This window comes from Streptomyces sp. NPDC059895, from assembly GCF_042731035.1.
In the GTDB taxonomy this organism is placed as follows: domain Bacteria; phylum Actinomycetota; class Actinomycetes; order Streptomycetales; family Streptomycetaceae; genus Streptomyces.
Genome location: NZ_JBHWKO010000026.1, coordinates 79,170 through 102,438, shown reverse-complemented (window position 1 = coordinate 102,438; position 23,269 = coordinate 79,170). Strand labels below are relative to the sequence as shown.

Here is a 23,269-nt window from a genome sequence, read left to right as displayed (position 1 = left end):
ACGACGCCGGGTTGGCCACTGGACCGCGGCCGTCCTCACCCGGGGACCAGGTCGGCACGTCGGTCCTCAAGGACGCACGGAGCCCCCGGCGGGTACCGGGGGCGGTGGGTGTCTTGTCCGGGCGGGGGAGAAGGGGGTCGGTGACATGGTGCGGGGTCGCTCGTCTGGTGGCGCGCCGAGGACCGAGTTGCCGGCGCCGAAGGTGGTGCGGGACATGCCGGGCTCGACGATCGTCACGCAGAAACCGAACGGTGCGAGCTCGGCGGCGGACGACTCCCGGAATCCTTCGTTTCCCCACTTGGTGGCGTGGTAGAGGCTCATGGCGGGGAAGGCGATCTGTCCGCCGACGCCGGCGACCTGGATGTACCGTCCGCGAACGCGCGGTCCACGACCTCGCGCAGCGCAGTGGTGTCGGTGACGTCCAGGCGGGCACGCCAGAGCTGCTCGCCGTAGCGGGCCGCCAGATCGTCGAGGGTCTCCGGGCGCCGGGCGGTGGCGGCGACCTGGTCGCCTCGTGCGAGCAGTTCGCCACGTACGGCCTCGCCGGTGCCAGGATCGACCGCATCGCCGAGGCCGCCGCTGCCAACAAGCGGTCGATCTACATGCACTTCGGGACCAAGGAAGAGCTGTTCGACATGGTTGTCGCCGACAGCATGCTGGAGTTGGCGAAGGCGGTCTCGATCGACGCCGGTCACCTGCCTGGCTACGCCGGCGAACTGTTCGACCGGCTGGAGCAGCGGACACACGTACGGCGGCTGTACCTGCGGGCAGGGCTGGAGCGACAGCAGCCCATCGACGTGGAGGTCGAGGAGTACCGGCGGAACGTCGCAGCGATCAAGGCCGCACAGGAAGCGGGCCGGATCCGCGCCGACATCCCGGCGGTAGAGCTGATGGCCATGGTGATCGGGCTGGTGATCAGCTGGGACACCGCTTCCTGGTCACTGAAGGCGCTGCAAGCGGAGACCGTTCACGAATCCTTCACCGGCCGCAGGGCCGCCGTGGCCGGACTCATCCAGCCGTCCCGGGTCCACTCCTGAGGGCCATCCGCACGACCACGCCGTCGAGCACTCCGAAGGGTCGGCACAGAGCCCCCGCGGACGCTGGCGGTCCTCCACGACGACGTCCAGTTGGAGATCCTGGGCAACACCGACGAGCTGGACCGTCTGTGCTCGGCGAACTGACAGCAGGCAGATCATGAGGCGGCCGTCTTCAGCGCGCGGGGGAGGTGGATGTGGAGGTGCTCGACCACGACCTCGCGGTCTCGGTCCCGCAGTGTTTGGGCGAGGAGTCCGCAAGTGCGCCGGCCCTTGCCCGGACCGAGAAAACGATCAGGACCGGGTGAGTTTGGCGGCCACGGCATCGAGGACCCAGTCCAGGCCGGTCGTGAAGGATGTCTCGGCGTCCACGTCCGTGCCGTCGTACACGGCCTTGGACAGCGCCGGGAAGCGGCCCGTGGCCAGCATCCGTGTCACATGCGGGCCGGAGGCGCGCTGCCAGTCGCGCTTGGACAGGCCCGTGGCGCGCTCGGCCCGCAGGCTCGCGACCTCGCGCCTGATCGCGCCGGTGAAGTAGGCGCTGACAGTCTCCACGGCGCGCATGACGGTGTCGATGTCGGCGAGGCCGTCGAGGGCGGCCAGCGTGGCCTCGGTCACGGCGAGGCCGTTCGGGCCCAGGGTCGGGCGGCCGCCGAGCAGGTCGGCCAGCCATTCGTGGCGGAGAGCGGCCTGCCTGGTGCGGTGGGCGAGGATGCGCAGCGCCTCCCGCCAGTCACCGGGCTGCTCCTCGGGGAGGATCTCGGCGTGGACCTCGTCCACCATGAGGTCGAACAGCTCCTGCTTGGTGGAGATGTATCCGTACAGCCGCATCGGGCCGGCGTTCAGCCGGGCGGCGACCTTGCGCACCGACACTGCCTCCAGCCCGCCTTCGTCGGCCAGCGCGATGGCGGCGGCGACGATCCGCTCCCGGTCGAGCGGCACGGGGCGAGTCGGCGGCTCCGGCCGGTCCCACACAGTCATGGTCACACCGTTCTGTTGCGTTGCGTCGCCGGGGGGAAATACAGTGTATCGACATGAGACATCGTATCGCCGTGGTCGGGAGCGGCCCTGCCGGCCTTACCTTCGCCCGTGTCCTGCACCGCCATGGCTACCCCGTTGCCGTCCTCGAACGCGATCCCGCCCCCGATGCCCGCCCCCCGGGCGGCACGCTGGACCTGCACGAAGGGCTGGGCCAGCTCGCGCTGGACAAGGCGGGGCTGCTGACGAAGTTTCAGGCGCTGTCCCGTCCCGAGGGGCAGGCCATGCGCATCCTGGACGCGGACGGGACCGTCCTGCGCGACTGGCGACCCCGTCCAGACGACCGGGCCAATCCCGAGATCGACCGCGGGCAACTCCGTGACCTGCTGCTCGGCCCTCTCGACGTCCAGTGGGGGCGGGGTGTGACGCAGGTGGTGCCGGGGACCGGGGACGGCGCACTGGTTCATTTCGCGGACGGGCGGCAGGAGACGTTCGACCTCGTGGTCGGCGCGGACGGCGCCTGGTCCCGGGTCCGCCCGGCGGTCTCGTCGGTGACGCCGCAGTACACCGGCGTCACCTCGGTCGAGACCTCCCTGGACGACGTCGACACCCGCCACTCCGACCTCGCCCGGCTGGTCGGCGACGGTTCCGTGGCTGTGTACGGCGTGAACCGAGCTCTCGTCGCGCAGCGCAACAGCGGCGGCCACGTCAAGGTGTTCGCCCAGTTCCGCGCGCCGCTGGACTGGCACACGGACCTGGACCTGGCCGACGTCGAGGCCGTGCGATCGAGCCTGCTGGCTCTGTTCGACGGCTGGGCCGCTCCCGTCCTCGACCTCCTCCGCCACGGCACCGCTTTCGTCCACCGCCCCCTCTACGTCCTGCCCGTGTCCCACACCTGGACCCACGTCCGCGGGGTGACGCTACTGGGCGACGCCGCCCATCTGATGCCTCCCTTGGGGGCGGGCGCGAACCTCGCGATGCTGGAAGGCGCCGAACTCGCCGAGTCCATCGCCACCGGCCCTGGAGATCTGGACGAGGCCGTCCGCGCCTTCGAGGAACAGATGTGGGCACGGGCCGGCAGATGGGCGAAGATCACGACGGCCGGTCTGGAACGCCTGGTGAGCCCGGACCCCGCCGAAGCCCTCGCCCTCTTCGACCAAGTCCAGCCGTCAGGCCAGCCATCCTGACTGCCCAGCGCGAGAGCACGAGGAGTAACAGCTCGCCACGGCTTCACGGGACGGTACGGCACCGCGACGGAGCGGCCCCGTGCGAGCTGCTGCGGCAATGGCCGGACGGGCAGTCCGAGTTACGCGGCCGCACCCGTCGGCAGACGGCTGCGACGGCTCCTCCGGGGGAGAGGGGAGTGGCCACCGACGCTCTGCTCGCGCTCCTCGCCTGGCCACGCTTTCCGAGCACGCCGGTCCCGTGCGAGGCGTGGCGTTCAGCCGGGACGGCCGGTGGCTGGCCACGGTCGGCAGTGACGCAACGGCCCAGTTGTGGGACGTCCGCGAGCCGTTCTGCCCCCGCCTCCAGACCCGCTTCACCGATCACAGGGACGCTGTCACTTCGGTCGCCCTCGCGCCGGACGGCCGTACGATCGCCACGGCATCCGACGACGGTCGGGCCGCGGTGCGGGAGCTCGCGGACAGCCTCGGTCTGCGCCGGGACACGTCGAGGTCCGCACCGAACATCCGAGTGCCGGCTGCGGCGTTCACCCCGACCGGGGCCTGCTGACACTCACGCAGGCGTACGACGACAACGACCTGGACGGCCCGATGCCGCCGGCCGAACCCTGGGACGCGACACGGCCGACGGCTCCCAGGCGGTCGTCGTCACTCGACACCGAGGACGTCTCCACGGCCGCGTTCAGCCGTGACGTACGCCTGCTGGCACCGGGTCCTCGACGGGAACTATCCGGCTGGAGCCGGCCAGGACGAGGAGCACTCCCCGCGCGAGCCGGAAGCGTTCCCTTCGGCCATGCCGGCCGCGTGGGACGCGTCCGTCCCGGGACCGCGGGGTTCCAGCCGTCCCCAGTGGCAGCCCCGTGGCTGAACCCACCACCGACAGGGGCAGCCGGTCCAGGCGCACGGACGCAAGACCGGGCCCGTCGGTGGCCGTGCACGACAAGGACGGCGTCCGTCGTGGTGCCCCATTGCCCCTGTCGAGGCCGGTGTGCGTTCGCCCAGCCGGCGGCGCAGGCGTTGGCCGGGCCGCTCCTTCACGGAGCGGCCCGGCCTTCGTGTCCCTTCTCCCGTCGGGACGGGCGGCGTGAGCAGCGGCAGGCGCAGCAGGCCCGGCGTGCGTTCCTGGAGCTCATGGAGCCGGGCGCGCTGGACGCGGATCAGGCTCTGGCGGCGGTGCGCGCTCGCCTTCGCCGCTCCAGGCTGTGGAGCAGGCCGTGCCTGAGTACCGCCGCAGCGCCCTCGGATGGCTCGGCCGGACCAGAAAGCGGAGGCGGAGGCCCAGCGGGCGTACAGAATTGAGCAGGGTCGCCGCTGGTTCCAGCACAACCCGCACGGCGCGGACGCCATCGCGGACGCGACGAAGGCCGCCGACGCGGCCCGGGAGCGCACTGCGGGGCCGGATGTGCTCCGAGGTTCCTCGACCCCTCCTGTCAGATTCGGCGCCTAGGCTGTCCTCCAGATTTGATCAAGGAGCAGGACAGTGCAGATAAGGCGTCATCAGGTAGACGCGGCCGCCGTGTCGGCGGCACGCGAGGACTTCGCGAACCGGATCGGGGGTCAGGTGCGGTCCATGTCGCGGGCCGGCCGGATGGCCACCTACGAATGGCAGACGATCGCCGAAGAGTTCCTCGCCTACCTGGGTGCTCTCTCCGTCGAGACACCCGATCTCGACACCCCGGAGGCCAAGGCCGCCCTCGCGGACGCTTCCGAAGCTGCGGCCGGCGCCGTCTGCTACACCGCGTACCACCCGCACTGCAGCTTCCAGGTCTTCCTGGAGTACGTGAACTTCGGCATGAGCTACGACCCGGGCGAGGACGCCCCCGAGGAGAGCGTCACGGTCGGGGAGTGGATCGACGCGCTCTGCCTGGCGCTCCTGAGGGACAGGGCGAAGTGGCACGGCGAGGCCTTCCACTTCGCCCGGGACAAGTTCGCCGGGCAGGCGCAGGGGACGCCCGCCGGTGAACTCGCCACCGGATTGATGGCCATGGTCCTGGACCACACCGGCAGCGACGAGGAGCATCCGCCGAGCGCGCCGGCCAAGCTCGCCGCCATCGACGCCGCCCTGCACCGCATCGCCACCCGCGCCCAGGAGACCGGCGAGGCGTTGCTGGACCGGCCGGACAGCGCGGCGCTGCGCACGCTGCGCGCCCTGGCGGCCGAGGACCGGGAGGCCTTCGACACGGCGCTGGCCGGCTTTCTGGCCAGGCAGAGCACCCTGCACGGTCCTTCGGCCTCCCCGAGCAGCCTTCTGCCGCTCGTCCCCATCGCCCTGGCAGCGCTCGCGTACCGGACCCTGGGCTGGGCGCCCGCTGTCCGCACCGACTACCTCCCGCATGCCCTGATCACCGGCTTCGAGACCCGAGGCCCACGGGTCGCGGGCTTCGGCCGGGACCGGCGGCCGGACGCGGTCGCCGCGCTCGCCGTCGGCCCGTTGGTGGTGGAGCGGCCCGCTTGCGAGCGGACCGTTCACCCGCGGACCGAGGCCATGTACGAGGACGACGTCCGGGAGACGTTCACCTCCGCCGACGGAGAACCCCTCGACGTCTCGCGGCTCGGCTGGGTCATGGGCGATCAGGAGCGCCTCTTCAAGTGGCGCGCGGGTGACCCCGGCGGCGGCGTGACGGACGCCCAGCTCGCGAACCTTCGGCTGGCCTCCCAGATGGGGGCGGCCCTGTTCCGCATCGCACTCGCGGAGCCGGGCACCGAGGCCGAGGTGACCATCGACGGCCGCACGCTGCGCTACCCGGCCGAGCGGGGCGCGGAAGCCGGCGCCGACACCTGGCAGAGAGCCACTGCCTTCGCCTTGATCACCGGCGCACGCGAGGACCTCGCCCCGCTGGTCCTCACCGGACCCGCCTTCACCCGCCCGGACGGCTCCGCCTTCGCCGCCTACCGCGAGGCCCTCCATGCCTACCTGAAGGGCGCCGACCCCGAGCCGGCCGCGCAGGGGGCGTTGCGGCAGGCCGAGAAGGCCAGGGACTGGGGCTTCGCCATGCCGCCGGCCGTGCTGCTGTCGCAGCTCGTGGAGGGAGACGAGGAGAGCTTCAACCTGGCCCTGGCCGACGCGCTCGAAGCCCACCGCGCCTACTACCAAGTCGCCGACCGAGCCGACGATCCGGATGCTTCCCTCAACGTCGACGTCCTCGCTCTGGCCTGCCACGCCCGCCGCCGCGGCTGGGCCATCCGCGTCGAGTCCCCCTACCTCCCGCCTGCCCTCCTGCGGGCCGCCGAACCTTTCTAAGGGCTGTCCCGTAATCCCTGGTGGATCAGCGCGCGGCGTCAGATGCGGTGCATCGCAAGGCGGAGGGACGTCCGCATACTCGCGTGTCGCCGTGCGCATCCGGCGTGTACCAAGCGGGTTTGATCGCCCCGCGGCGTCATTCTCCCCGCGTGCCGAAGGTAATCGGCTGAGATCGCCTTGCGGGCGATCACCTGCCACCAGCGTTCCCATTCCAATGGGGACTGCGGTGGCTGGTGGGGAGTCAGGACATTCTCCCCGCACAGCGGGCAGCGTCCCTCCTGCCGGTCGAGCCGGCGGAGGTTATAGCTGTCAAGTGCGGGTTTGATCCTGCGGCGCCGCTTGACCCAATACTCAGTCAAGGCGGGGTCGTCTGGTGACGCCGCGCCCTTGACCAGGGTGTGTCGGACGATCGGTGTCCAGGACGACTTGACCAGGAAGGTGCCGCTGTCGCGGTCGCCGAAGACCCAGTAGTCGTTCCTGAACTTGTTGTACTTGCCGAAGTACCGTCCGGAGATCCAGTGCTTCGACTTCTTGGGGTGACGGAAGCAGGCCCACTTGTAGGTCAGCTTCCACATGTGGATGTCGATGTCCTTGAAGACCTCGGCAGCCACCACCCCTCGGTAATAGGCAGCCCAACCCCGGATGATGGGGTTGAGCCTGACGATGACCGCCTTCTCGTTCGATCCGCGTAAACCGTGCATCACTTCCGAGAGCCGTTCCCGATGCCGCTTGACGGCGGCCTTGCTCGGCTTGATCAGCAGCTTGCCCACCAGATAGCGGCGGAGATTGAAGCCCAGGAAGTCGAAGCCGTCTTCAAGGTGGACCACTCGGGTCTTCTCCTCGTTGAAAGCCAAGCCCCTCGGCTTCAGCCACTCGGCAAGCCGTGCCTTGACCTCGCGCGCCTGCTGCTCGGTAAAGCAGCACACGACGAAGTCATCGGCGTATCTGACCAGCACCGTAGAGTCAGGGCGCGTCTGCCCCACTGCCCTCTGGGACGGGGCAGTCGCGAGCCGGACTCCGGCCGCCTCCTCCAGGCCGTGCAGAGCGACGTTCAGCAGCAGAGGGCTGATCACACCCCCTTGCGGGGTGCCCTCCTTGGTCGAGGAGAACCCCTTGCCGGGCTCGAACACCCCGGCCCTCAGCCACTGTCCGATCTGCTTCCGCCCCGGGAACATCCCGAGTGCGGAGAGCAACCGGTCGTGATCGATCTTGTCGAACGCCGCTGACAGGTCCGCATCCAAGATCCACACCCGCGTTGAGCCCTTGCGGAGCGTGTTGAAGAGCATCTCGATTGCGTCCTGGCAGCCTCGGCCCGGTCGAAAACCGTAGGAACGGTGCTCGAACCTGGCCTCCCACTCAGGCTCCAGCGCATTGCGTACCCGGCCTTGATGGCACCGGTCGACGATGACTGGAATTCCCAGTGGGCGCTGCTTTCCGTTGGCCTTGGGGATATACACCCGCTTCACCGGCAAGGGTTTCCAGGTGCCCCGGCCCTGGTGCACCTGCACCGCGACCTTGGCCCGATCCTCGGAGGTCAGAGCGACCACCCCGTCCACCCCGGCCGTGACGCGGCCAGCATTGCGCTGCGTCGCCTGCCGCACACTCAACAACGTGTTCGACCGACTGCGCAGCATCAGCTTTTGCAGGTTCCGGACTTGCGCCCAGTCCTGCTCCTGAGCCGCCTTGAAAATCCTCTGCCGCAGTCGCTGTACTTCGAGCTCGCAGGCACGCCAATTTACAGCGTCCCAGTCGATCCCATTGCCCTCAGGTCCGTTCACCATAGGTGCCTAACTTGTCCCTCGGTTCCAGTGCCATGACACAAAATCATCAAAGGCTCACCTGTCCACGTCAGCCCGCTTTCGCGTCCGGGCACCAGGCCCGGTATCCGACCGGTTATCCACGGCAGTCGGCGGAGGAGCCGACCACATTGCCGCAGTTTCCCGTCTCCTTTCGGCTGCCGGCATTCGCTTCTTGGACATCCTGTTCCCGCCCGGGAGTTCAGCTCCCCTTGCGGTCGGCCTACCGCCGCCAACCTTCAGCGACGGACCCGGACGGGGTTTCCACGTTTCGCACACATGAGATGCGACCGGGGTCGGGTGCCCTCTGTACCCCGAGGTCAGCGGTACTCACACGACCAGTAGTTGGTCCCTGGTCGCCGCCTGCCGCTCCTCCACGGCGTAGACCCTGCACCCCGGAATTACTTCCATCCATCCGAGGTCTCTGGGTAACGAGGCATCATCGAGGGTTCACTGTTGTTCACCCACCCGGTCTTCCCCTCCTCCGCTCCCCGGATGGATCGGGGCGCGGTTCGCATGTTCCCTGAGCTTCGAACCCCGGGATTACCCCCAGCGCACGTCAGGGCGGGGACGGGCATCGAGTACTAGCCCGAGATCACGGAGCAGGCATACGCCCACCCTCCTTTCCCGTGGTCCGCTCATGTTGTGCGACCTCGTGTCGCAACCAGTTTTCCCAGTCGAGCATGACCAGGGGCGCGCGGGTGAGGTTCGCCCAGTGCAGATCGGCATGCCCGGTCGTCGTCTCACGGATCCGCACGGCGTCGATGCCGAGGAAGCGGCGGAAGTTCCGGTCGATCCAGCCCTGCCGTACGGATTCCCGGTCGGTGGGCACCGCCGCGAGCGTGCCGAGGGCGTGCTTCAGGTCCGACCACCAGGCGTCGGGCAGAGCGATGTCCTGGGCGAGGGCGGGACCGCCGACGGTGACCGGTGGGACGGGCACATACTCGGTGAGCTCGGCCCGGTAGGCGAGTTCCGACGCGGTCCAGTCGAGGACGCCGCGAAGCCGCGGCCGCGGTACCGATCGCGGCACCTGCGTGTCCGCGGTCGCCGTGCCTTCCCACAGCCGTCCGCCGGCCTTGTCCATCGCGGCGGCGACGACCCGGAGCCAGCATGCCCCGGTCCGGCGTCCGAGGGTGCGGCCCTGCCACCCCCACACCTCCGGCCCCGACGCGGACACCTGGAACCGCTGCGCGGCGGTCGCGTGCGCGCGCCGCATCCGTTCCCTGTCGTCAGGTTCCTTCGGCGCGGTGAACACCGTCTCGCGTACTGCCGGTTCCACCGTCACACCCCCTCCGTCACGACACCGGCCCCGGGGCGCTCAACGGGGCGGGGCAGCAGCGCGTCACGCCCCGGCCACCGGAACACCAGACGGCAGTGCTCCTTGTCCAGGACGTCCCCGGCGGGCAGCAGATCGTCGGGCGTGCCGGCCGGGTGGACCGTCAGGGCGGGGTCAGCGTGCTTGCTGTTGTCGTCGGCGCGCACGTGGCGGTCCCAGGCCCGGACCGTGGCCGCTAGCTGCTCGGCGAGCTGTGGCCCCTGCTCGCCGAAGGCGTGGACGACCCACTCCCACTCCTTGTCCTCCGGGCGTTCGCCGTCCTGCGTCTGGACGTGGGTCACGTAGGCGAGCGAGGCGTCGCCGACGATCGCGGGTGCGTCACGGTCCTTCGCGATGCCGGTCACACCCTCGTCCGGGTCCTGGTGGGCGGCCAGCCGGCAGAAGGCGGGCAAGGTGGTGGCCGCGTACAGCTGCAGGGAGCCGAAGAAGGCGCCCGCCCCCATGACCACACCGGTGGCGACCTCGTGCCGCGGCCTGCGCAGCGCCTCCTCCAGGCCCGCCGTCGGGGCGGCGGCACCGTCGTCGAAGCGGAGCGTCAGGCCGCCGTCGAGAAGGGAGACGACCGGGACGGTGCGGGCCTGCCGCCCCCGGTCGCGGACGAAGCCGCAGTAGGTGAAGTGGCGGGCGTGCAGCACCTGGCCGCGCCGCTCGAAGGAGATCGCCCGGGTGTAGCCGCCGATCTCCAGCGGAAGGACGAGGCGTCCGCCCTCGGCCAGCTGCTCCCGCCAGGCCGGGGCGATGTCCCAGCAGCTGTAGGTGATCACGCTGCCGTCGAAGCCGCCGCGGGGCACGAGGTGGGCGGGTGCGCCGAGGGCCGCGTCGGCTTCGACGACGGTGACGCGGCCGCTGCCGGCCTCCGTGGTGAACCGGCGGGTGCGGCGCACGACCCACGGGTCGATGTCGACGGTGACCACGCGCCCGTCGGGTCCGACGACGTGGGCGATCAGCTCGGCGTTGTAGCCGCCGGATCCCGCCTCGAGCACGATCGCACCCGGCTTCGGGCACAGGTTCTCGATCATGTCGGCCTGGAGCCACGCCGAGGACACCGAGCTGATCGCCGCTCCGGCCTCGTCGCGCCGGGTGACCACGGCCCGGTCGCCGCCGTCGTACGCGGCCGCGAGGTTCGCTTCCGGGGCGAAGCGGTGGCGCGGCACGGTCCGCAGCGCGTCGCGGACCGGCTCGGACGGGGCCCAGCCGCCGTCGATCACCGTCTCGGCCATCGCCTGACGCAGCCGCACCGCCTCGGCCGGCTCACCCGGCACCATCGGCTGCCCGACGGCGATGGGGTAGGAGACCACGGGCGGCAGGTCGGGAACGACTCCGGGCCACACGGCATCCAGCGCCTGCGCGGCCGGGACGAACACGGCGCCGACGCGGGCAAGAGCGTGCAGGTCGAAGAACTCCCAGCGGTCGAACAGCTCCGGTTCCCGGTTGGCCGGGGTTCCCGTCCACGCGGTGATACGGACGACCGCCGTGAGCCGCGGAATGCCGTGACTGTCGTCGACCAGCATCGTCACCACGAGCGCATCCGCCGGATCGGCGACCAGGCCCGTCTCCTCGGCGAGTTCGCGCACCGCCGCGGCGGCGAAGTCCTCCGATGCGGTGGTCTTGCCACCAGGCAGCTCGAGCATGCCGTGCCGGGACCGGCCGAGCAGGACCCGCCCGGCTTCGTCGGTGACGACGGCGAGGGCTCCGGTCAGGGCGTGTCCGGTGGTCGGCCTCTTCTCGACGGCCCGGGTGCCGGTGTGGCAGGGCCCGCGCAGGACCAGGAAGGCCAGACCGTCCGCGTCCAGCCGCTCCACCGTCTCCCATCCGGCGGCGACCAGGGCGATCTCGTCCTCATCCAGGGCGATTCCGCGCCGCTCCGCAGGCGTGTTCTCCACCACCGGCGTGATGACGACGAGAGCGCCACCGTCCCGCAGCCGCTCACCCAGCCCGTGCATGATGCGACCGCGGTCCTTCACGAACGGGTACATCAGCCGCAGCACGACCAGGTCGTACCCCTTCTCGTGCAGCGGGGCCGGGTCATCGCGCTCGATGTCCAGCTGCAGCCAGCGCACGCCCTCGACGTCGGTGTGCTCCGCGCGGGCCCGGGCGATCGCACTGGCGGCGAAGTCGACGGCGTCCACGGTGTAGCCGAGGGAGGCGAGACAGACGGACATCTCCCCGGTCCCGCAGCCCACGTCGAGCGCCCGCCCGCCGCCGTCGGGGGCAGGGGTGTGCTCGGCGAGCAGATCCCGCTCGCGCTCACCGACCTGCCGGAATCCCTTGCCGTCGCTGTAGTGCTGCTCCCACTGGTCGCGGGCGGTGTACGTCAACGTGCTGCTCCTCGTGTAGCGGGGTGATGGCCAGGGCGTGGTGCGGCGCGGAGCCGGGCCAGGGTGCGCCGGCCGCGCTCCACCGGCTCGGGATCGCCGTGGGCGGCGCCGTAGGAGATGCCGGAGACGGCGTCCAGGACGGAGAGGACCGTGAGCCGGGCCTCTTCCTCCGCGGTGAAGGGGCGGCCGTAGCCGTCCATCACGGCCTCCAGAAGGCCCCGCGTCGGCGGCCACCAGCCTGGGCGCGGCCGCGCCCAGGCCGACGACATAGCCGCGGAGCGCGGCTGCTTCTCGCTGGTGGAAGCGGGCGTTCTGGTGGATCTTGACGTACCGGGTGCCGCCCTCGGCGCCACGCGCCCGCCATACGCGGCTTTCCTCGCGTGCCCCAGGTCGAGCAGGGCGGGGTCGGGCACGCCGCGCCGGGTGGCGGCCAGGAGACGGACCACCGCGTCCGGCAGGCCGGGACGGCAACGGGCGCAGTCGGCAGCCTCGGACCCGAACAGGGCATCGTCTGAAACCACCGCAGAGGCCGACTGGCCGGGGCGGGTCATCGCGAATCTCCAGCGACGTGGGCGAGTTGCCAGGTCAGAGCGCCGTTCGGGCTCATGGCGCGCTGAACGTCATCGGCGTCGAAGCGAAGCCGGTACACGGCCGGTTCACCGGCCGCCCGCCGGCGGGCGGCGACATCCCGGACCTCCGCCCAGATGTCCCGGGGGCCGCAGGTCGTCACGTCCCACCGGCGGTGGCCGACCGGTCTCACCCGCATCCACGACCCGCACCGGGGCGCGCCGAGCGTCAGGTCCTCGGCGCCGAAGTGGCGCACCAACCCCGGGTACAGAGCGTCCAAGGCCAGCCACATGCCGCGTGCCGTGTCCGCCGGCGGCGCCACCCGGCTGCGCCGCGTCCGCCCTTCGGCCGTGGTGATCGTCGCGCGGAACCCGGCGGACAGGAACAGCCGGTCGAAGCCGGCACCGGCGCGATGCCCGAACTCGACCGCGCGCAGCTCCGCCTCCACGGTCCCGTCCGGCCGTTTGCCGATCACGGCCAGGCCCGGCCACGACGGCGACGACATCCCGAGCGTCATCAGGGCGCGCCCGCCCGGAGCCAGCTGCACCACCAGGGCCCTCGGCACGCGGCGGACGGCGAAGGAGACGAACATCCGGTCGTAGGGAGCCGCGTCGGCCCACCCCCTGGTGCGTCTCCGGTCGCAACGGCCGGCTGGTAGCCGAGTGCGGACAGGCGCTCGCGGGCGCCCGCGGTGACGTTCGGGTCGATGTCGAGGGAGACGACACCGGCGTCGCCGCACACGAAGCACGCCACCGACGCGGTCACCCCGGCGCCGGTCCCGACGTCCAGCACTCGCTGCCCGGGCCGCAGGTCCAGCTGCTGAAGCAGGTCCGCGGTCATGCCCATCGTGCTCGACATCGCGGTCATGGAGCCCCCGCGGCGCGGACCGGCGGCGCGGCCGACGATCGGCTCGCCGTCGTGCTGGATCGCGACACTGTCCCCGCTGTGCAGCCGCTCCAGCAGCTCGTCCCGGTCGGCCGGGCGGGACCAGTCCAGCAGATCCCAGCGCGGCGGGTCCTCGTCCGGGACACTGCGCCGCACGTACGCCTGGGGCATCAGGATCTGGCGCGGCAGCGCGAGCAGGGCCGCACGCACCGGCTGGGGGCCCAACTCTCCGCTCTCCTCCAGCCGGGCGACCATCGCCGCCCGGGCGGCCGCGGCCCCGGATGTGTCGTCGGCGGACCGAGACGGCGGGAGAGCCGCGGTGGGCATCAGGGCGCCCGGCGCGACCCCGGCCTCCTCCGACACCTCGCGCGGCGCCGCGGCGGGCAGCGTGCGGTCATCGGGCTCGATGTGGCCGCCGGGGGTGAGCGGTAGACCGTCGGTGGCCCGATGCCGGGTGTGCAGGACGCGGCGCCGGCGGCTGATCACGACAGCGCTGCGGGTGACGTGCCCAGCAGCGTCGTGCGGGCGGTCATGTCGACGGGCCCGTCCAGCGCTGCGAGCAGCCCGGCCGGGGCGTCACGCTCGTCAGGGTGGTGGCCGAGGTACGCCTCGACGGTCTTACGGATCGCGGAAGAGCTGGGGGCATGAGCGTCGTCTCGCCTTCGACGTGGGGGCGGTTCTGTGGCCGGGCCGGGGAACTCGTACTGATGGGTCGGCTCGCCGTCTCGTGATCGGACGGCTGGGTGCCGCGGGAGCCGGCCGCGGCCTTCGGTAGGTGCTCCGCCCTGCCTCATCGCTGCCTGGTTCGATCTACGTCGATGCGTTCCCCTCGTGGACGTGATGACGGTGCCGGGGTGTTCAACGACACCGCCGCGATGTCGAACGCCTGCTCTTTCGGACGGTTTGCGCACCCTGGGATTGAGCGGTTCTCCGAAGGTGCTCGGTGCACCGACCCTTGCCGCGCAAGAGCACACGCTCGCCGGCTGATTGGCCGAAACGCCGACGCCCGAGCGCTGTGGCTGTGCGTGATCAGGGACGCCTCGCTACGGGCTCCAGGTCCCGCCGGGTCACGGCCTGGCGGCGGTGACCGCCTCGGTGGGACCACCTCGTCGAAGCGCCCGGACGACGCGAAGGTGGAGAGCGCCTCGCACAGGTGCTGCTCGCAGTGACATGGCCTGCGCGAGTCGGTGGGGCCACGACCCGGCGGGAGAGCCCCGCCGGCCTGCCGCGGCCGCTGCCCCCGTCCTCGCGCACCCGCCTCCGCCCCGGCCAGGCGCCACGGGGGCGGCGCACGGACGGGACGGAGGGTGCCGGCCGCGCCAGGAGACGGCTGAGCCGTTCCTCCGGTGCGGACGGCGAAGGATTCGCCCGTTCCTTCGGAGAGAACTCACCTCGATGCCAGCAGCCCCCGCCTCCGCAACTCCGGTGCCAGGCCGTCCGAGAGCCAGTGGGCCTCCTCCAGGTTCGGGAACCCGGAGAGGATGAACTCGCTCACGCCGATCTCGCGGTACTCCTCCAGCCGGTCGGCGACCTCCGCGTGGCTGCCTACGAACGCCAGCGCCGAGCCTCCGGCCAGGAGCCCGAAACCGCCCCAGAGATTGGGCGCCACGTGGAGACTGTCCAGGTCCTCGATGCCGGCTCCTTCGAGGAGGCTCTGGCCCCTGGCCTGGCCGACCGAGCCACGGGCGCCCAACAGCGCGCGGGCCTGTGCGGCGTGGGCCGGGTCGATGCCGGCGAGATGCCGCTCGGCGTCCGCGAACGCCTGCTCGGCGGTGTCCCGGCTGAGCAGCCAGGCGCGCAGGCCGAACCGCGGCGCCGACCGGCCCTCGGGCACCGCCTCGGCCAGCCACTTGATCTTCTCCACGATCATGTCCAGCGGTTCGAGCCAGCTCAGATAGACGTCGGCGTGCTGGGCGGCGACCGGCCGGGCGTACTCCGAGGACCCGCCGAACCAGATCTCCGGCGGCTCGGCGGGCAGGTCGCGCCCCGGGGCCGTCACGGAGGCGTCCCGCGTCGCGAAGTACTCCCCGGTGTGATCGACCGACTCACCCGCCAGCAGCGGCCGGACGATCCGCAGGAACTCCTCGGTGCGGGCGTACTGCACGGCCTTGTCGCCGTGGTCGCCGTAACGGCGTGCCTCCCACCCAGGTTCACCGGTCACCACGTTCAACGCCAGGCGGCCGTGGCCGGCGAGCCGCTGGAAGGTCGCGGCGTGATGCGCGGTCAGCAGCGGGTGCTGGGTGCGGGGGTGCAGCGCCACCAGGAACCGGAGGGTGCGGGTGTGCGCCAGGAGCACGGACGAGACGATCCAGGGGTCCTCGCAGGAGGACCCGGTCGGGACGAGTACCGACGTGCACCCGGCCTCCTCCACCGCCAGGGCGATCTCCGTCAGGTAGGACAGGGTCGGTGCGCGGAAGCCCCCGGGCCCGGCGGAGTCCCGGTCGGGCAGCACGACGTTGGTGCCGCCCTGCCGGAACTGCCGGGCCTCCCCGGAGCTCGGCAGGTACCAGTGGAGGCGGATCTGGGCGTCGGTCGTCATGTCAACGGCCCGCTTTCGATGGGAGAGGTCGGAGCAGTGAGTTCCGGATCGCCGCGTACACCGGTTCCGGATCGTGTCGGAAGTAGAAGTGGTCACCCGTGAACCAATGGGCGGTGAAGTCCCCGGCCGTCTGGTCCCGCCAGGCCAGGAGGGCGTCGGGCGGCACCGAGGTGTCCTGCTCGCCCCCGAAGACCTCGAGGGGCAGCGGAAGCGGATCACCGGGTTCGTGACGGTAGGAGTCGAGCAGCCGCGAGTCGGCGCGGAACGTCTGCATGACCAGGGCGGTCAGTTCGGGATTGGTGGTCACGTGAGGTGGCAGCGCGCCGTAGCGGGCCTCGATCTCCGCCATGAGCTGCGGGTCGGCGAGGCCCGCAAGCCCGGTGGCCGTCCGCCCGAGCTGCGGGGCGGCGTGGGCCGAGGCGATGAGCTTGCGGGGCAGCGGCTTGCCGCGGGCGCGCAGTTCCCTGATCGTCTCGAACGCGGTCAGGGCGCCGAGACTGTGTCCGAAGAACACGGCCGGCTCGGCGAACTCGGTCTCGTCCACCAGATCCCTGACGAACTCTTCGATGGTGTCCGGTTCCCGCTCGCGCGAGCGGGGACCCCGTCCCGGCGCGCAGATGCCGTAGACCTCCACCCCGGGGAGTTCCGAGCCCCACCGGACGAACTCGCTTGGGATCGCGCCCGCGTGCGGGAAGCAGTACAGAGTGACGAGAGGGCGGTCCGCCAGAGGTTTTCCGATGGTCCAGGCGCTTCGTGGTCCGCTCATGGCTTGTCTCGTTTCTCCGCAGGCCGGGTCGCGCGGCACACCCGCGTCACCTCGCGGCTCCCTTTCACGACCGGTGCTGGATGACGGTGTCGGCCAGTGCCCGCTCCGGGGCGTCCGCCAGGCCGACGAGCACGTCGCCGACCGCCGCGGCCAGCACGCCGGCCTGCTTCGCCGAGACCCGCGTCCCCTGGTAGGACAGCACGGCGGCCAGCTCGCCGTCCTCTTCGGCCACGGTCAGGGTGATGCCCGTCTTGGCCTCCCTGGCACCGAGCCGGTCGAGGAAGACCGGCCGCAGACGCGTCCCTCCCAGCTCCGCCGTGCGGTCGCTGCGCAGGTTCATGTTCAACGTGACATCGGTGTAGGGCGAGCGTCCTGGCTGCCGCACCGGGGCCAGCCGCTCCAGGACGTCCTCGAACGGGGCGCCGGCGTGAACGAACGCGTCGAGCGTCTCGGTCCTCAGCGCGGCCAGTACGTCGCCGAGCGAGCTGTTCGCGGTCACGTCGGACCGCAGCACGACGGTGTTCAGGGAGGGCCCGAGCAGGTCCGGGAAAGCGCCCCGGTCCGGTTGGACGGCGGGGACGCCCACCGTCAGACTCGGCTGGCCGGTCCAGCGGTGCACAGCGGTCACCAGCGCCGCGCCCACCACCATGAACCAGGACACCGAGTGGCGGGTCTGGAGGTGCCGCAGCCGCTGTCCCAGGCCGGCCGGCAACGGCACCGTGACCGCCCCGTCCGGCTCGGGCGCCGCCGGCGGCTCGGGGAACTCGACCGTGCTCCTCGCGCCGTCGAGCCGTTCACGCCAGAAGTCGAGGTCACGGCGGTGCCGCTCGCCTCCGCGGGCCGCTTCGCCGGCGGCCACGAACTCGCGGTACTGCGTGCGCGGCGGCTTGGCGGGTACTCCGTCCGCGACGGCACGGTAGTAGCGGTCGAGCTCCGACAGCAGCGTCGGGACCGATTCCCCGTCGATGACGAGGTGGTGTGCGCACACCAGCAGCGCGTGCGCGTGTGCCCCGAGGTCCGCCACGGCGAACCGCAGCAGACGCCCGGACTCCAGGTCGAAGGGCTGCTCCGCGCTCTCTTCGAGCCATTGGGCCAGTTCCTCGTCCGGCTCGGCGGGGTCGGCGACGGACACCAGCTCGATGCGGGGCCGCCACGGCTCCCGGACGACCTGGCGCAGCGCGCCGCCGTCCGTCACGAACGCGGTGCGCAGGATCTCGTGCCCTGCGACCAGCTCGGCCAGTGCACGGTTCAGCACCGCCAGGCCGAGTGGCCCCTCGGCCTTCCAGGACAGCAGGACCGCGTTGCGGGAGCGCTCCTCGACCTGCTCCGCGAGCCAGAGCTGTCGCTGCAGTGGGCCGGCCGCCGGCAGTCGGTCGGCGGCCGTCGCCGCGTCCGCAGCGACGGCGGACACGCGGTCGCCGAGTTCGCGGTTGCCGAGCCCGCGGTCGCCGAGCCCGCGGTTGCCGAGCCCGCGGTTGCCGAGCCCGCGGTCGCCGAGCCCGCGGTTGCCGAGCCCGCGGTCGCCGAGCCCGCGGTTGACGAGTTCGCGGTCGCCGAGCCCGCGGTCGCCGAGCCCGCGGTCGACGAGCGCGGCGAGGTCGCCCAGGCGGGGGTGCTCGAACAAGGCGCGCATCGGCAGTTTCACACCGAAGTGCTGCTGGATCCGTGCGATCAGCGAGACCGCGTTCATCGAGTGCCCGCCCAGCGCGAAGAACGAGTCGTCGGGTTTCACCGAGGAGACACCGAGCAGTTCCGACCACAGCTGCCCGAGGACCGCCGCCGTGCCGCTCCCGGTGGTGACCGGTCCTACGGCCACCGGTTCGGCCGGGGGTGTCCCCGGCCGGCGGCGCAGCGCTTCCTTGTCGACTTTTCCGTTGGGCGTCAACGGAATCTCCGGGACGGTGCGGAACTCTCCCGGGATCATGTAGCCGGGCACCTTGGCGAGCAGGTGGTCGTAGAGGTCGCGCCGGGTGAGCGGGGCGGTGGTGGCCACGACTGCGACGAGGCGGTCCGGCTCGGTCAGCACCGCGGCGTCGTGGACCTGCGGGTGTTCGAGCAGCGCGGCGCGCACCTCGCCGGGTTCGACGCGGTATCCGCGAAGCTGCACCTGGTCGTCGGCCCGGCCGATGAATTCCAGTGCTCCGTCCGGTCGGTACCGGGCCAGATCGCCGCTGCGGAACAGCTTTCCGTCGCCGAACGGCGACTCGACGAACCGCTGCGCGGTCAGCTCGGGCCTGCCGGCGTAGCCGCCCGCGACCCCGTCGCCGCCGACGTGGATCTCACCGACCGCGCCGACCGGCAGCAGCCGACGGCCCGTCAGCCGGTCCAGGAGCAGCAGCCGGGTGGTGGGGATCGGCCGGCCGATGACGCCGGCGTCCGCGTCGACGTCCGCCCGGGTGACGGTGTGGATGCTGGCGTGCACCGTGGTCTCGGTGATGCCGTACATGTTCACCAGCCGCACATGGGGACGGCGTTCCAGCCAGTCACCCAGTACCGCCGGGCGCAGGGCCTCGCCTCCGAAGATCACGTAGCGCAGCCGGTTGAGCCCCGTGGGCGTTGCCGGTTCCCGGTCCGCGATACGGCCGAACGCGCTCGGGGTCTGGTTGAGCACGGTGACCCCTTCGCGTTGCAGCAGCGCCCAGAACTGCTCCGGGTCGCGGGTCTGCTCCTCGGTCACGAGCACCAGCCTGCCGCCGTGCACGAGTGCGCCGAAGACCTCCCAGACCGAGAAGTCGAAGGCGTAGGAGTGGAACATCGTCCACACGTCGCTCGGTCCGAACACGAACGGGAAGCGCTCGTTGGTGACGAGCCGCACCAGGTTCCGGTGGGTGATCACCACACCCTTCGGCTTTCCGGTGGTGCCGGAGGTGTAGATGCAGTAGGCGGGCGCGTCGGCGGCCACCTGAGGCAGGTCGCGGTCGGTGCCGGGTTCGGCGTCGGCGGCGACGGCGGTCCCCGAGAACCCCGGGATGTCAGCGCCGTCCGGGGTCACCGCGAGCCGGGCCTTGGAGTCGTCGAGGATGAAGGCCGCCCGCTCCCGCGGCCCCGCAGGGTCGACCGGCAGGTACGCGGCCCCCGCGAACAGCACGGCGAGGATGGCTTCGATCTGCCGTGGCCCTCGCGGCAGCAGCAGGGCGACGAGTTCGCCCGGCTCCACGCCGTGTTCGAGGAGGACCTTCGCGAGCCGCTGGGACCTGGCGAGGAGCTGTCCGTAGGTGATCTCCGTGCCTTCGTGCGTCAGAGCCACGGACTCGGGCCGGCGCCCGGCGGCCTGCCGGACCAGTTCGTGGACGGTGGTGTCCGGGTACGCGGCGTCGGTCGCGTTCCAGACGGCCAGTTGGGTGTGGCGTTCGTCGTCGGTCAGCGGGTCCAGGTCACCGAGCGCGGTGTGCGGTCGCTTCGCGACCTGCCGCAGGACCGTCGTGAAGTGCTCCGCGAGGGCGGCGATCTGGTCGTGGTCGAAGTAGCGGCCGTTGTAGACGAGTACGCCCTTGTGGCCGCCGTCTTCCGCGCGCAGCACGAGGTGGAGGTCGTACTTGCCGTAGCCGCCCGCGAGGCCGGTCTCCTCCTGTGGCCCGGTTCCGTCGAGGACCGTGACGAGCACGTCGAACAGGGCGGTGCGGCTCATGTCCTTGACCGGGTCGATCCGGCGTACCAGCTCGTCGAACCGTGCGTGCTCGTGCCGCTGGGCGTGCGCGCGCTCGGCCGCGACCGCGGTCGCCAGCCGGCCGAAGGTGACGTCCGGCTGCGCCTCGAAGCGCAGCGGCAGCAGGTTGGACAGGGGGCCGACGATGTCGCGGTCGGCGTCGTGGCGTCCCGGGTGGGTCAGACCCAGCACCAGGTCGGTCTGTCCGGTGTACCAGCCGAGGACGGCGGTGAAGGCGGCCAGCAGCACGTCAGCGGGGGTTACGCCGAGCCCTTCGGCGAGCGTGCCGACCGCTGTGTCCGCCGGGACCGAGAAGCCGGCCGCGGCCTCCTCGTAGACGTGGACGGCGTCGCGCTGACGCCGTTCGGGCAGGCGCAGGGGTTCGGCCGGAGGGCTGAGCACGGCGGCGCGTGCCTCGATGTCCGCGCGCCGCGCCTCTTGCGGTATCCGCTCGTGCCAGGTGCTGAAGCTGCTGGGTTCGGGGGTGTCGCCGAGGAGCTGCCGGGCGAGGAGCCGCAGCGAGTGGTCGTCCGCGACGGCCTGGTGGGCGGTCAGCGCCAGCCAGGCCGAGCCGTCTTCGCGCGGCAGCACGGTGACGCGCAGCAGCGGGCCCTCGACCAGGTCGAACGGTGCGGTGGCGGCTGCGCGCAGCGCTTCGGGGCCGGTGCCGGCGGGCAGCCACTCCGGGCGCACCGGGAGGGTCTCGTGGATGCGCTGCACCACCTGGCCGTCCACGTGGTCGAACGTGGTGCGCAGCGCCTCGTGCGCCCGCACCACCGCCGAGACGGCGGCGTCCAGCCGGGACCGCTCGGGGGCCTCGGGAAGCCGCAGCACGAGCCTGAGGTTGTGGTAGGTCGGCGCCGCCGGATAGATCTCCCCGTTCTCGAACCGGTCCACGAACCACATGCGCTGCTGGTGGGGGGAGGCGGGCCGGACGAGGACGGCGGGCGCTGTCCTCGGGGCGGTGCGGTCCGGCTCGACGGGGACGGCGGGCGCTGTCCTGGGGGCGGTGCGGTCCGGCTCGACGGGGACGGCGGGCGCTGTCCTGGGGGCGGTGCGGTCCGGCTCGACGGGGATGGCGGGCGCTGTCCTGGGGGCGGTGCGGTCCGGCTCGGACGGCACGGGGTCCGCGGCCGGCAGGTCGTCCGTCTCTTCCGGGGCGGCGGCCGGAGCCACCGCGGCCGTGAAGTCGTGCAGGCGGGGGTGGTCGAACAGGGTCCGGATCGACGCCGCCTCGGCGTCGTAGAGCCTGTTGACCGCGAGCACCAGCTTCTCCGCCAGCAGCGAGTGGCCCCCCAGCTCGAAGAACGAGTCTTCCGGGCCGATCTCCCGCACGCCGAGCACTTCGGCCCAGAGACGGGCCATCTCCGTCACCGACTCGTCCGCGGCCCGCTCCGGAGCAGGGCCGGGCCGTGGCCGTTCCACGGCTCCGGGGTCTGTCTCGAGGTCCCGTCGGACGTCGATCAGCGGCGTCTCGGGGTTCTCGGCGACCGAGTCGAGTATGGAACGGTAGTCGTGGGCGAGTTCGGCTATCCGGGTGGGGCCGACGGCTCCGGTCGGGTCCTTCCACAGCACGTGGGTGCCGGCGCTGTCCTCTCGCACCATCGTCGCCAGGACGAAACCGGCGGAGCTCTCCATGCCGAGCAGCCGCAGCGACGCCCGGTGCTCGCCGTGGTGCAGGGGCAGATCCTGCACGTCGACCCCGGCCCGCAGGCCGGCGTTCCAGACCTGGAACACCGTCTGGTGGGTGCGTGCCCCCGCTTCCGGCCCGGTGAGGCCGGCCGCCCGGATGATCGCCGGCAGTGGCAGGTTCCCGTGCGCGACGGCGTCCCTCACGCGACCGTGGACACGACGCGTCAGCGAGGCGTAGGTGTCGTCCGCCGTGGGCCGGTCCAGGACCGGCAGGGGGTTCACGAAGTCCCAGACCAGTTCGCGCAGCGACGCCGAGGACCGGCCGTGGTAGGGCACGAACGACAGGACGTCCGAGCCTCCGCCGTAGCGGCGCAGCAACGCGAAGTAGCTTCCCAGGAGCACCGAGGTGTAGGAGACGCCGATCTCGGTGGCACGTGAGCGCAGCCGGGCGGCGAGTTCTCCGGGTAACAGCTCCTCCAGCACGGTGTACCGCGTCTCGTCCACGCTCGGCGGCAGCCGGAAGCCGATGTCCTGCCCGCCCAGCGTCTGCCGCCAGTACTCCCGGTCGGGTTCGCCTTCCGGACCGTCGGCCAGCGCGTGCGACCGCTCGGCGAAGCGCACCAGTTCGCCGTGGTCGGGGGCGACCGGAGTGGCACCCGCGTAGGTGTCCCTCAGCGCCTCCAGGAGCACGAGGATCGACGCGCCGTCGAACACCAGGTGGTGCACGGCCAGGACCAGGACGGTGAAGTCCGCGCCCCGCAGCAGCTCCACCCGGGCGAGCGGTCCGCGGCGCAGGTTGAACGGCCGTTGCCAGCTCCGGCGTACGGCCTCGTCCCTGGGGAGGTCCGTCGTCGTCTCCGTCACCGGGATCTCCGGGCCGCCCGAGCGGTCCAGGACCAGGCCGCCCGGTGTGGCCAGTACCCGGCCGCGGAGCTGGGGGTAGAGCTCGCCGATCTCCCTGACCGCCGCACGCAGGCGTGCCACGTCGAGTGAACCGGTCACTTCGAACGGCGTCGGGATGATGTTCGTCCAGGCGGTCGGGTCACGTTTCCACGCGACCCAGATGGCTTCCTGCCCGACCGAGAGCGGGACCTGCTTCGGGTCACTCACATGTGCCTCATTTCCGCGTCGCGTCCGGCTTCTTCTTCGCCGCCCGGTGCTTGTCCGGTGCGGCGAAGTCAGGTCGGTCCATGGCGGACAGCCGGATGTGTGGGGGGGCGTTGACGCGCTGCCGCGCGCGACAACGGGAGACGTCTGCCGGCCCCTGGGCGTCGGCATCGGTGGCTCTCCTCGCTCGGGCGAGGACCGGGGCCATGGGCAGACGGGTTCGGCCGAAGCGGCGGATCT

General features: G+C 71.8%; 16 protein-coding genes. 4 read left to right on the top strand and 12 right to left on the bottom strand.

All coding sequences use genetic code 11. From position 1 onward, the window contains the following. Window positions 1-66: 66 nt before the first annotated feature. On the bottom strand, window positions 67-321 hold the full coding sequence (locus ACFV9M_RS26525) for a hypothetical protein (RefSeq protein ID WP_385077921.1): 255 nt from the start codon (window positions 319-321) through the stop codon (window positions 67-69). Beyond that, window positions 318-608: a hypothetical protein gene (locus tag ACFV9M_RS26520; protein ID WP_385077938.1), complete on the bottom strand. Its 291-nt coding sequence runs from the start codon at window positions 606-608 to the stop codon at window positions 318-320. The genes ACFV9M_RS26525 and ACFV9M_RS26520 overlap by 4 nt, the downstream gene beginning before the upstream one ends. Here ACFV9M_RS26520 and ACFV9M_RS26515 point away from each other — a divergent pair. After that, a complete protein-coding gene (locus ACFV9M_RS26515) occupies window positions 504-1,037 on the top strand; it encodes a TetR family transcriptional regulator (RefSeq protein ID WP_385102554.1) in 534 nt (177 codons plus the stop codon). The genes ACFV9M_RS26520 and ACFV9M_RS26515 overlap by 105 nt on opposite strands. Window positions 1,038-1,328: 291 nt before the next feature. Here the strand turns inward: ACFV9M_RS26515 and ACFV9M_RS26510 are convergent, their stop codons facing one another. Further along, the gene (locus tag ACFV9M_RS26510; protein WP_385077924.1) at window positions 1,329-2,015 is read right to left on the bottom strand and encodes a TetR/AcrR family transcriptional regulator; all 687 of its coding nucleotides are present in this window, start codon (window positions 2,013-2,015) and stop codon (window positions 1,329-1,331) included. Between the two features lie 53 nt (window positions 2,016-2,068). On the opposite strand from ACFV9M_RS26510, the gene ACFV9M_RS26505 reads away from it, so the two are divergent. From ACFV9M_RS26505 to ACFV9M_RS26495, 3 genes are all read left to right on the top strand, one after another. Continuing rightward, entirely contained in the window at window positions 2,069-3,199 is a 1,131-nt protein-coding gene (locus ACFV9M_RS26505; protein ID WP_385077927.1) for an FAD-dependent oxidoreductase, read from the top strand. 97 nt (window positions 3,200-3,296) lie between these two features. After that, the gene (locus ACFV9M_RS26500; RefSeq protein WP_385077935.1) at window positions 3,297-3,746 is read left to right on the top strand and encodes a WD40 repeat domain-containing protein; all 450 of its coding nucleotides are present in this window, start codon (window positions 3,297-3,299) and stop codon (window positions 3,744-3,746) included. Window positions 3,747-4,676: 930 nt separating this feature from the next. Continuing rightward, complete coding sequence (locus ACFV9M_RS26495; RefSeq protein WP_385077929.1) at window positions 4,677-6,437, top strand: immunity 49 family protein; 1,761 nt, start codon at window positions 4,677-4,679, stop codon at window positions 6,435-6,437. 38 nt (window positions 6,438-6,475) lie between these two features. On the opposite strand, the gene ltrA is transcribed toward ACFV9M_RS26495, so the two are convergent. The 9 genes from ltrA to ACFV9M_RS26450 all read right to left on the bottom strand — a co-directional run bounded on the left by ltrA (window position 6,476) and on the right by ACFV9M_RS26450 (window position 23,032). Continuing rightward, on the bottom strand, window positions 6,476-8,218 hold the full coding sequence (gene ltrA / locus ACFV9M_RS26490) for a group II intron reverse transcriptase/maturase (RefSeq protein ID WP_385102550.1): 1,743 nt from the start codon (window positions 8,216-8,218) through the stop codon (window positions 6,476-6,478). Between the two features lie 610 nt (window positions 8,219-8,828). After that, complete coding sequence (locus ACFV9M_RS26485; RefSeq protein WP_385071200.1) at window positions 8,829-9,518, bottom strand: hypothetical protein; 690 nt, start codon at window positions 9,516-9,518, stop codon at window positions 8,829-8,831. Next, on the bottom strand, window positions 9,515-11,887 hold the full coding sequence (gene fxlM, locus ACFV9M_RS26480; RefSeq protein ID WP_385071197.1) for a methyltransferase, FxLD system: 2,373 nt from the start codon (window positions 11,885-11,887) through the stop codon (window positions 9,515-9,517). Before fxlM ends, ACFV9M_RS26485 begins: the two co-directional genes overlap by 4 nt. Further along, window positions 11,884-12,087: a hypothetical protein gene (locus ACFV9M_RS26475; protein WP_385071195.1), complete on the bottom strand. Its 204-nt coding sequence runs from the start codon at window positions 12,085-12,087 to the stop codon at window positions 11,884-11,886. The genes fxlM and ACFV9M_RS26475 overlap by 4 nt, the downstream gene beginning before the upstream one ends. A 347-nt stretch (window positions 12,088-12,434) precedes the next feature. Next, the gene (locus ACFV9M_RS26470; protein WP_385071192.1) at window positions 12,435-13,046 is read right to left on the bottom strand and encodes a hypothetical protein; all 612 of its coding nucleotides are present in this window, start codon (window positions 13,044-13,046) and stop codon (window positions 12,435-12,437) included. Continuing rightward, window positions 12,971-13,825, bottom strand: coding sequence for an NUDIX domain-containing protein (locus ACFV9M_RS26465; RefSeq protein ID WP_385071189.1), 855 nt, complete (start codon window positions 13,823-13,825; stop codon window positions 12,971-12,973). Before ACFV9M_RS26465 ends, ACFV9M_RS26470 begins: the two co-directional genes overlap by 76 nt. A gap of 901 nt (window positions 13,826-14,726) precedes the next feature. Beyond that, window positions 14,727-15,878, bottom strand: a complete 1,152-nt coding sequence (locus ACFV9M_RS26460) for an LLM class flavin-dependent oxidoreductase (protein WP_385071188.1) — start codon at window positions 15,876-15,878, stop codon at window positions 14,727-14,729. 1 nt (window position 15,879) lies between these two features. Further along, window positions 15,880-16,644: a thioesterase II family protein gene (locus ACFV9M_RS26455; protein ID WP_385071185.1), complete on the bottom strand. Its 765-nt coding sequence runs from the start codon at window positions 16,642-16,644 to the stop codon at window positions 15,880-15,882. A 64-nt stretch (window positions 16,645-16,708) separates the two neighbouring features. Continuing rightward, entirely contained in the window at window positions 16,709-23,032 is a 6,324-nt protein-coding gene (locus ACFV9M_RS26450; RefSeq protein WP_385071182.1) for an amino acid adenylation domain-containing protein, read from the bottom strand. Window positions 23,033-23,269: the final 237 nt, after the last annotated feature.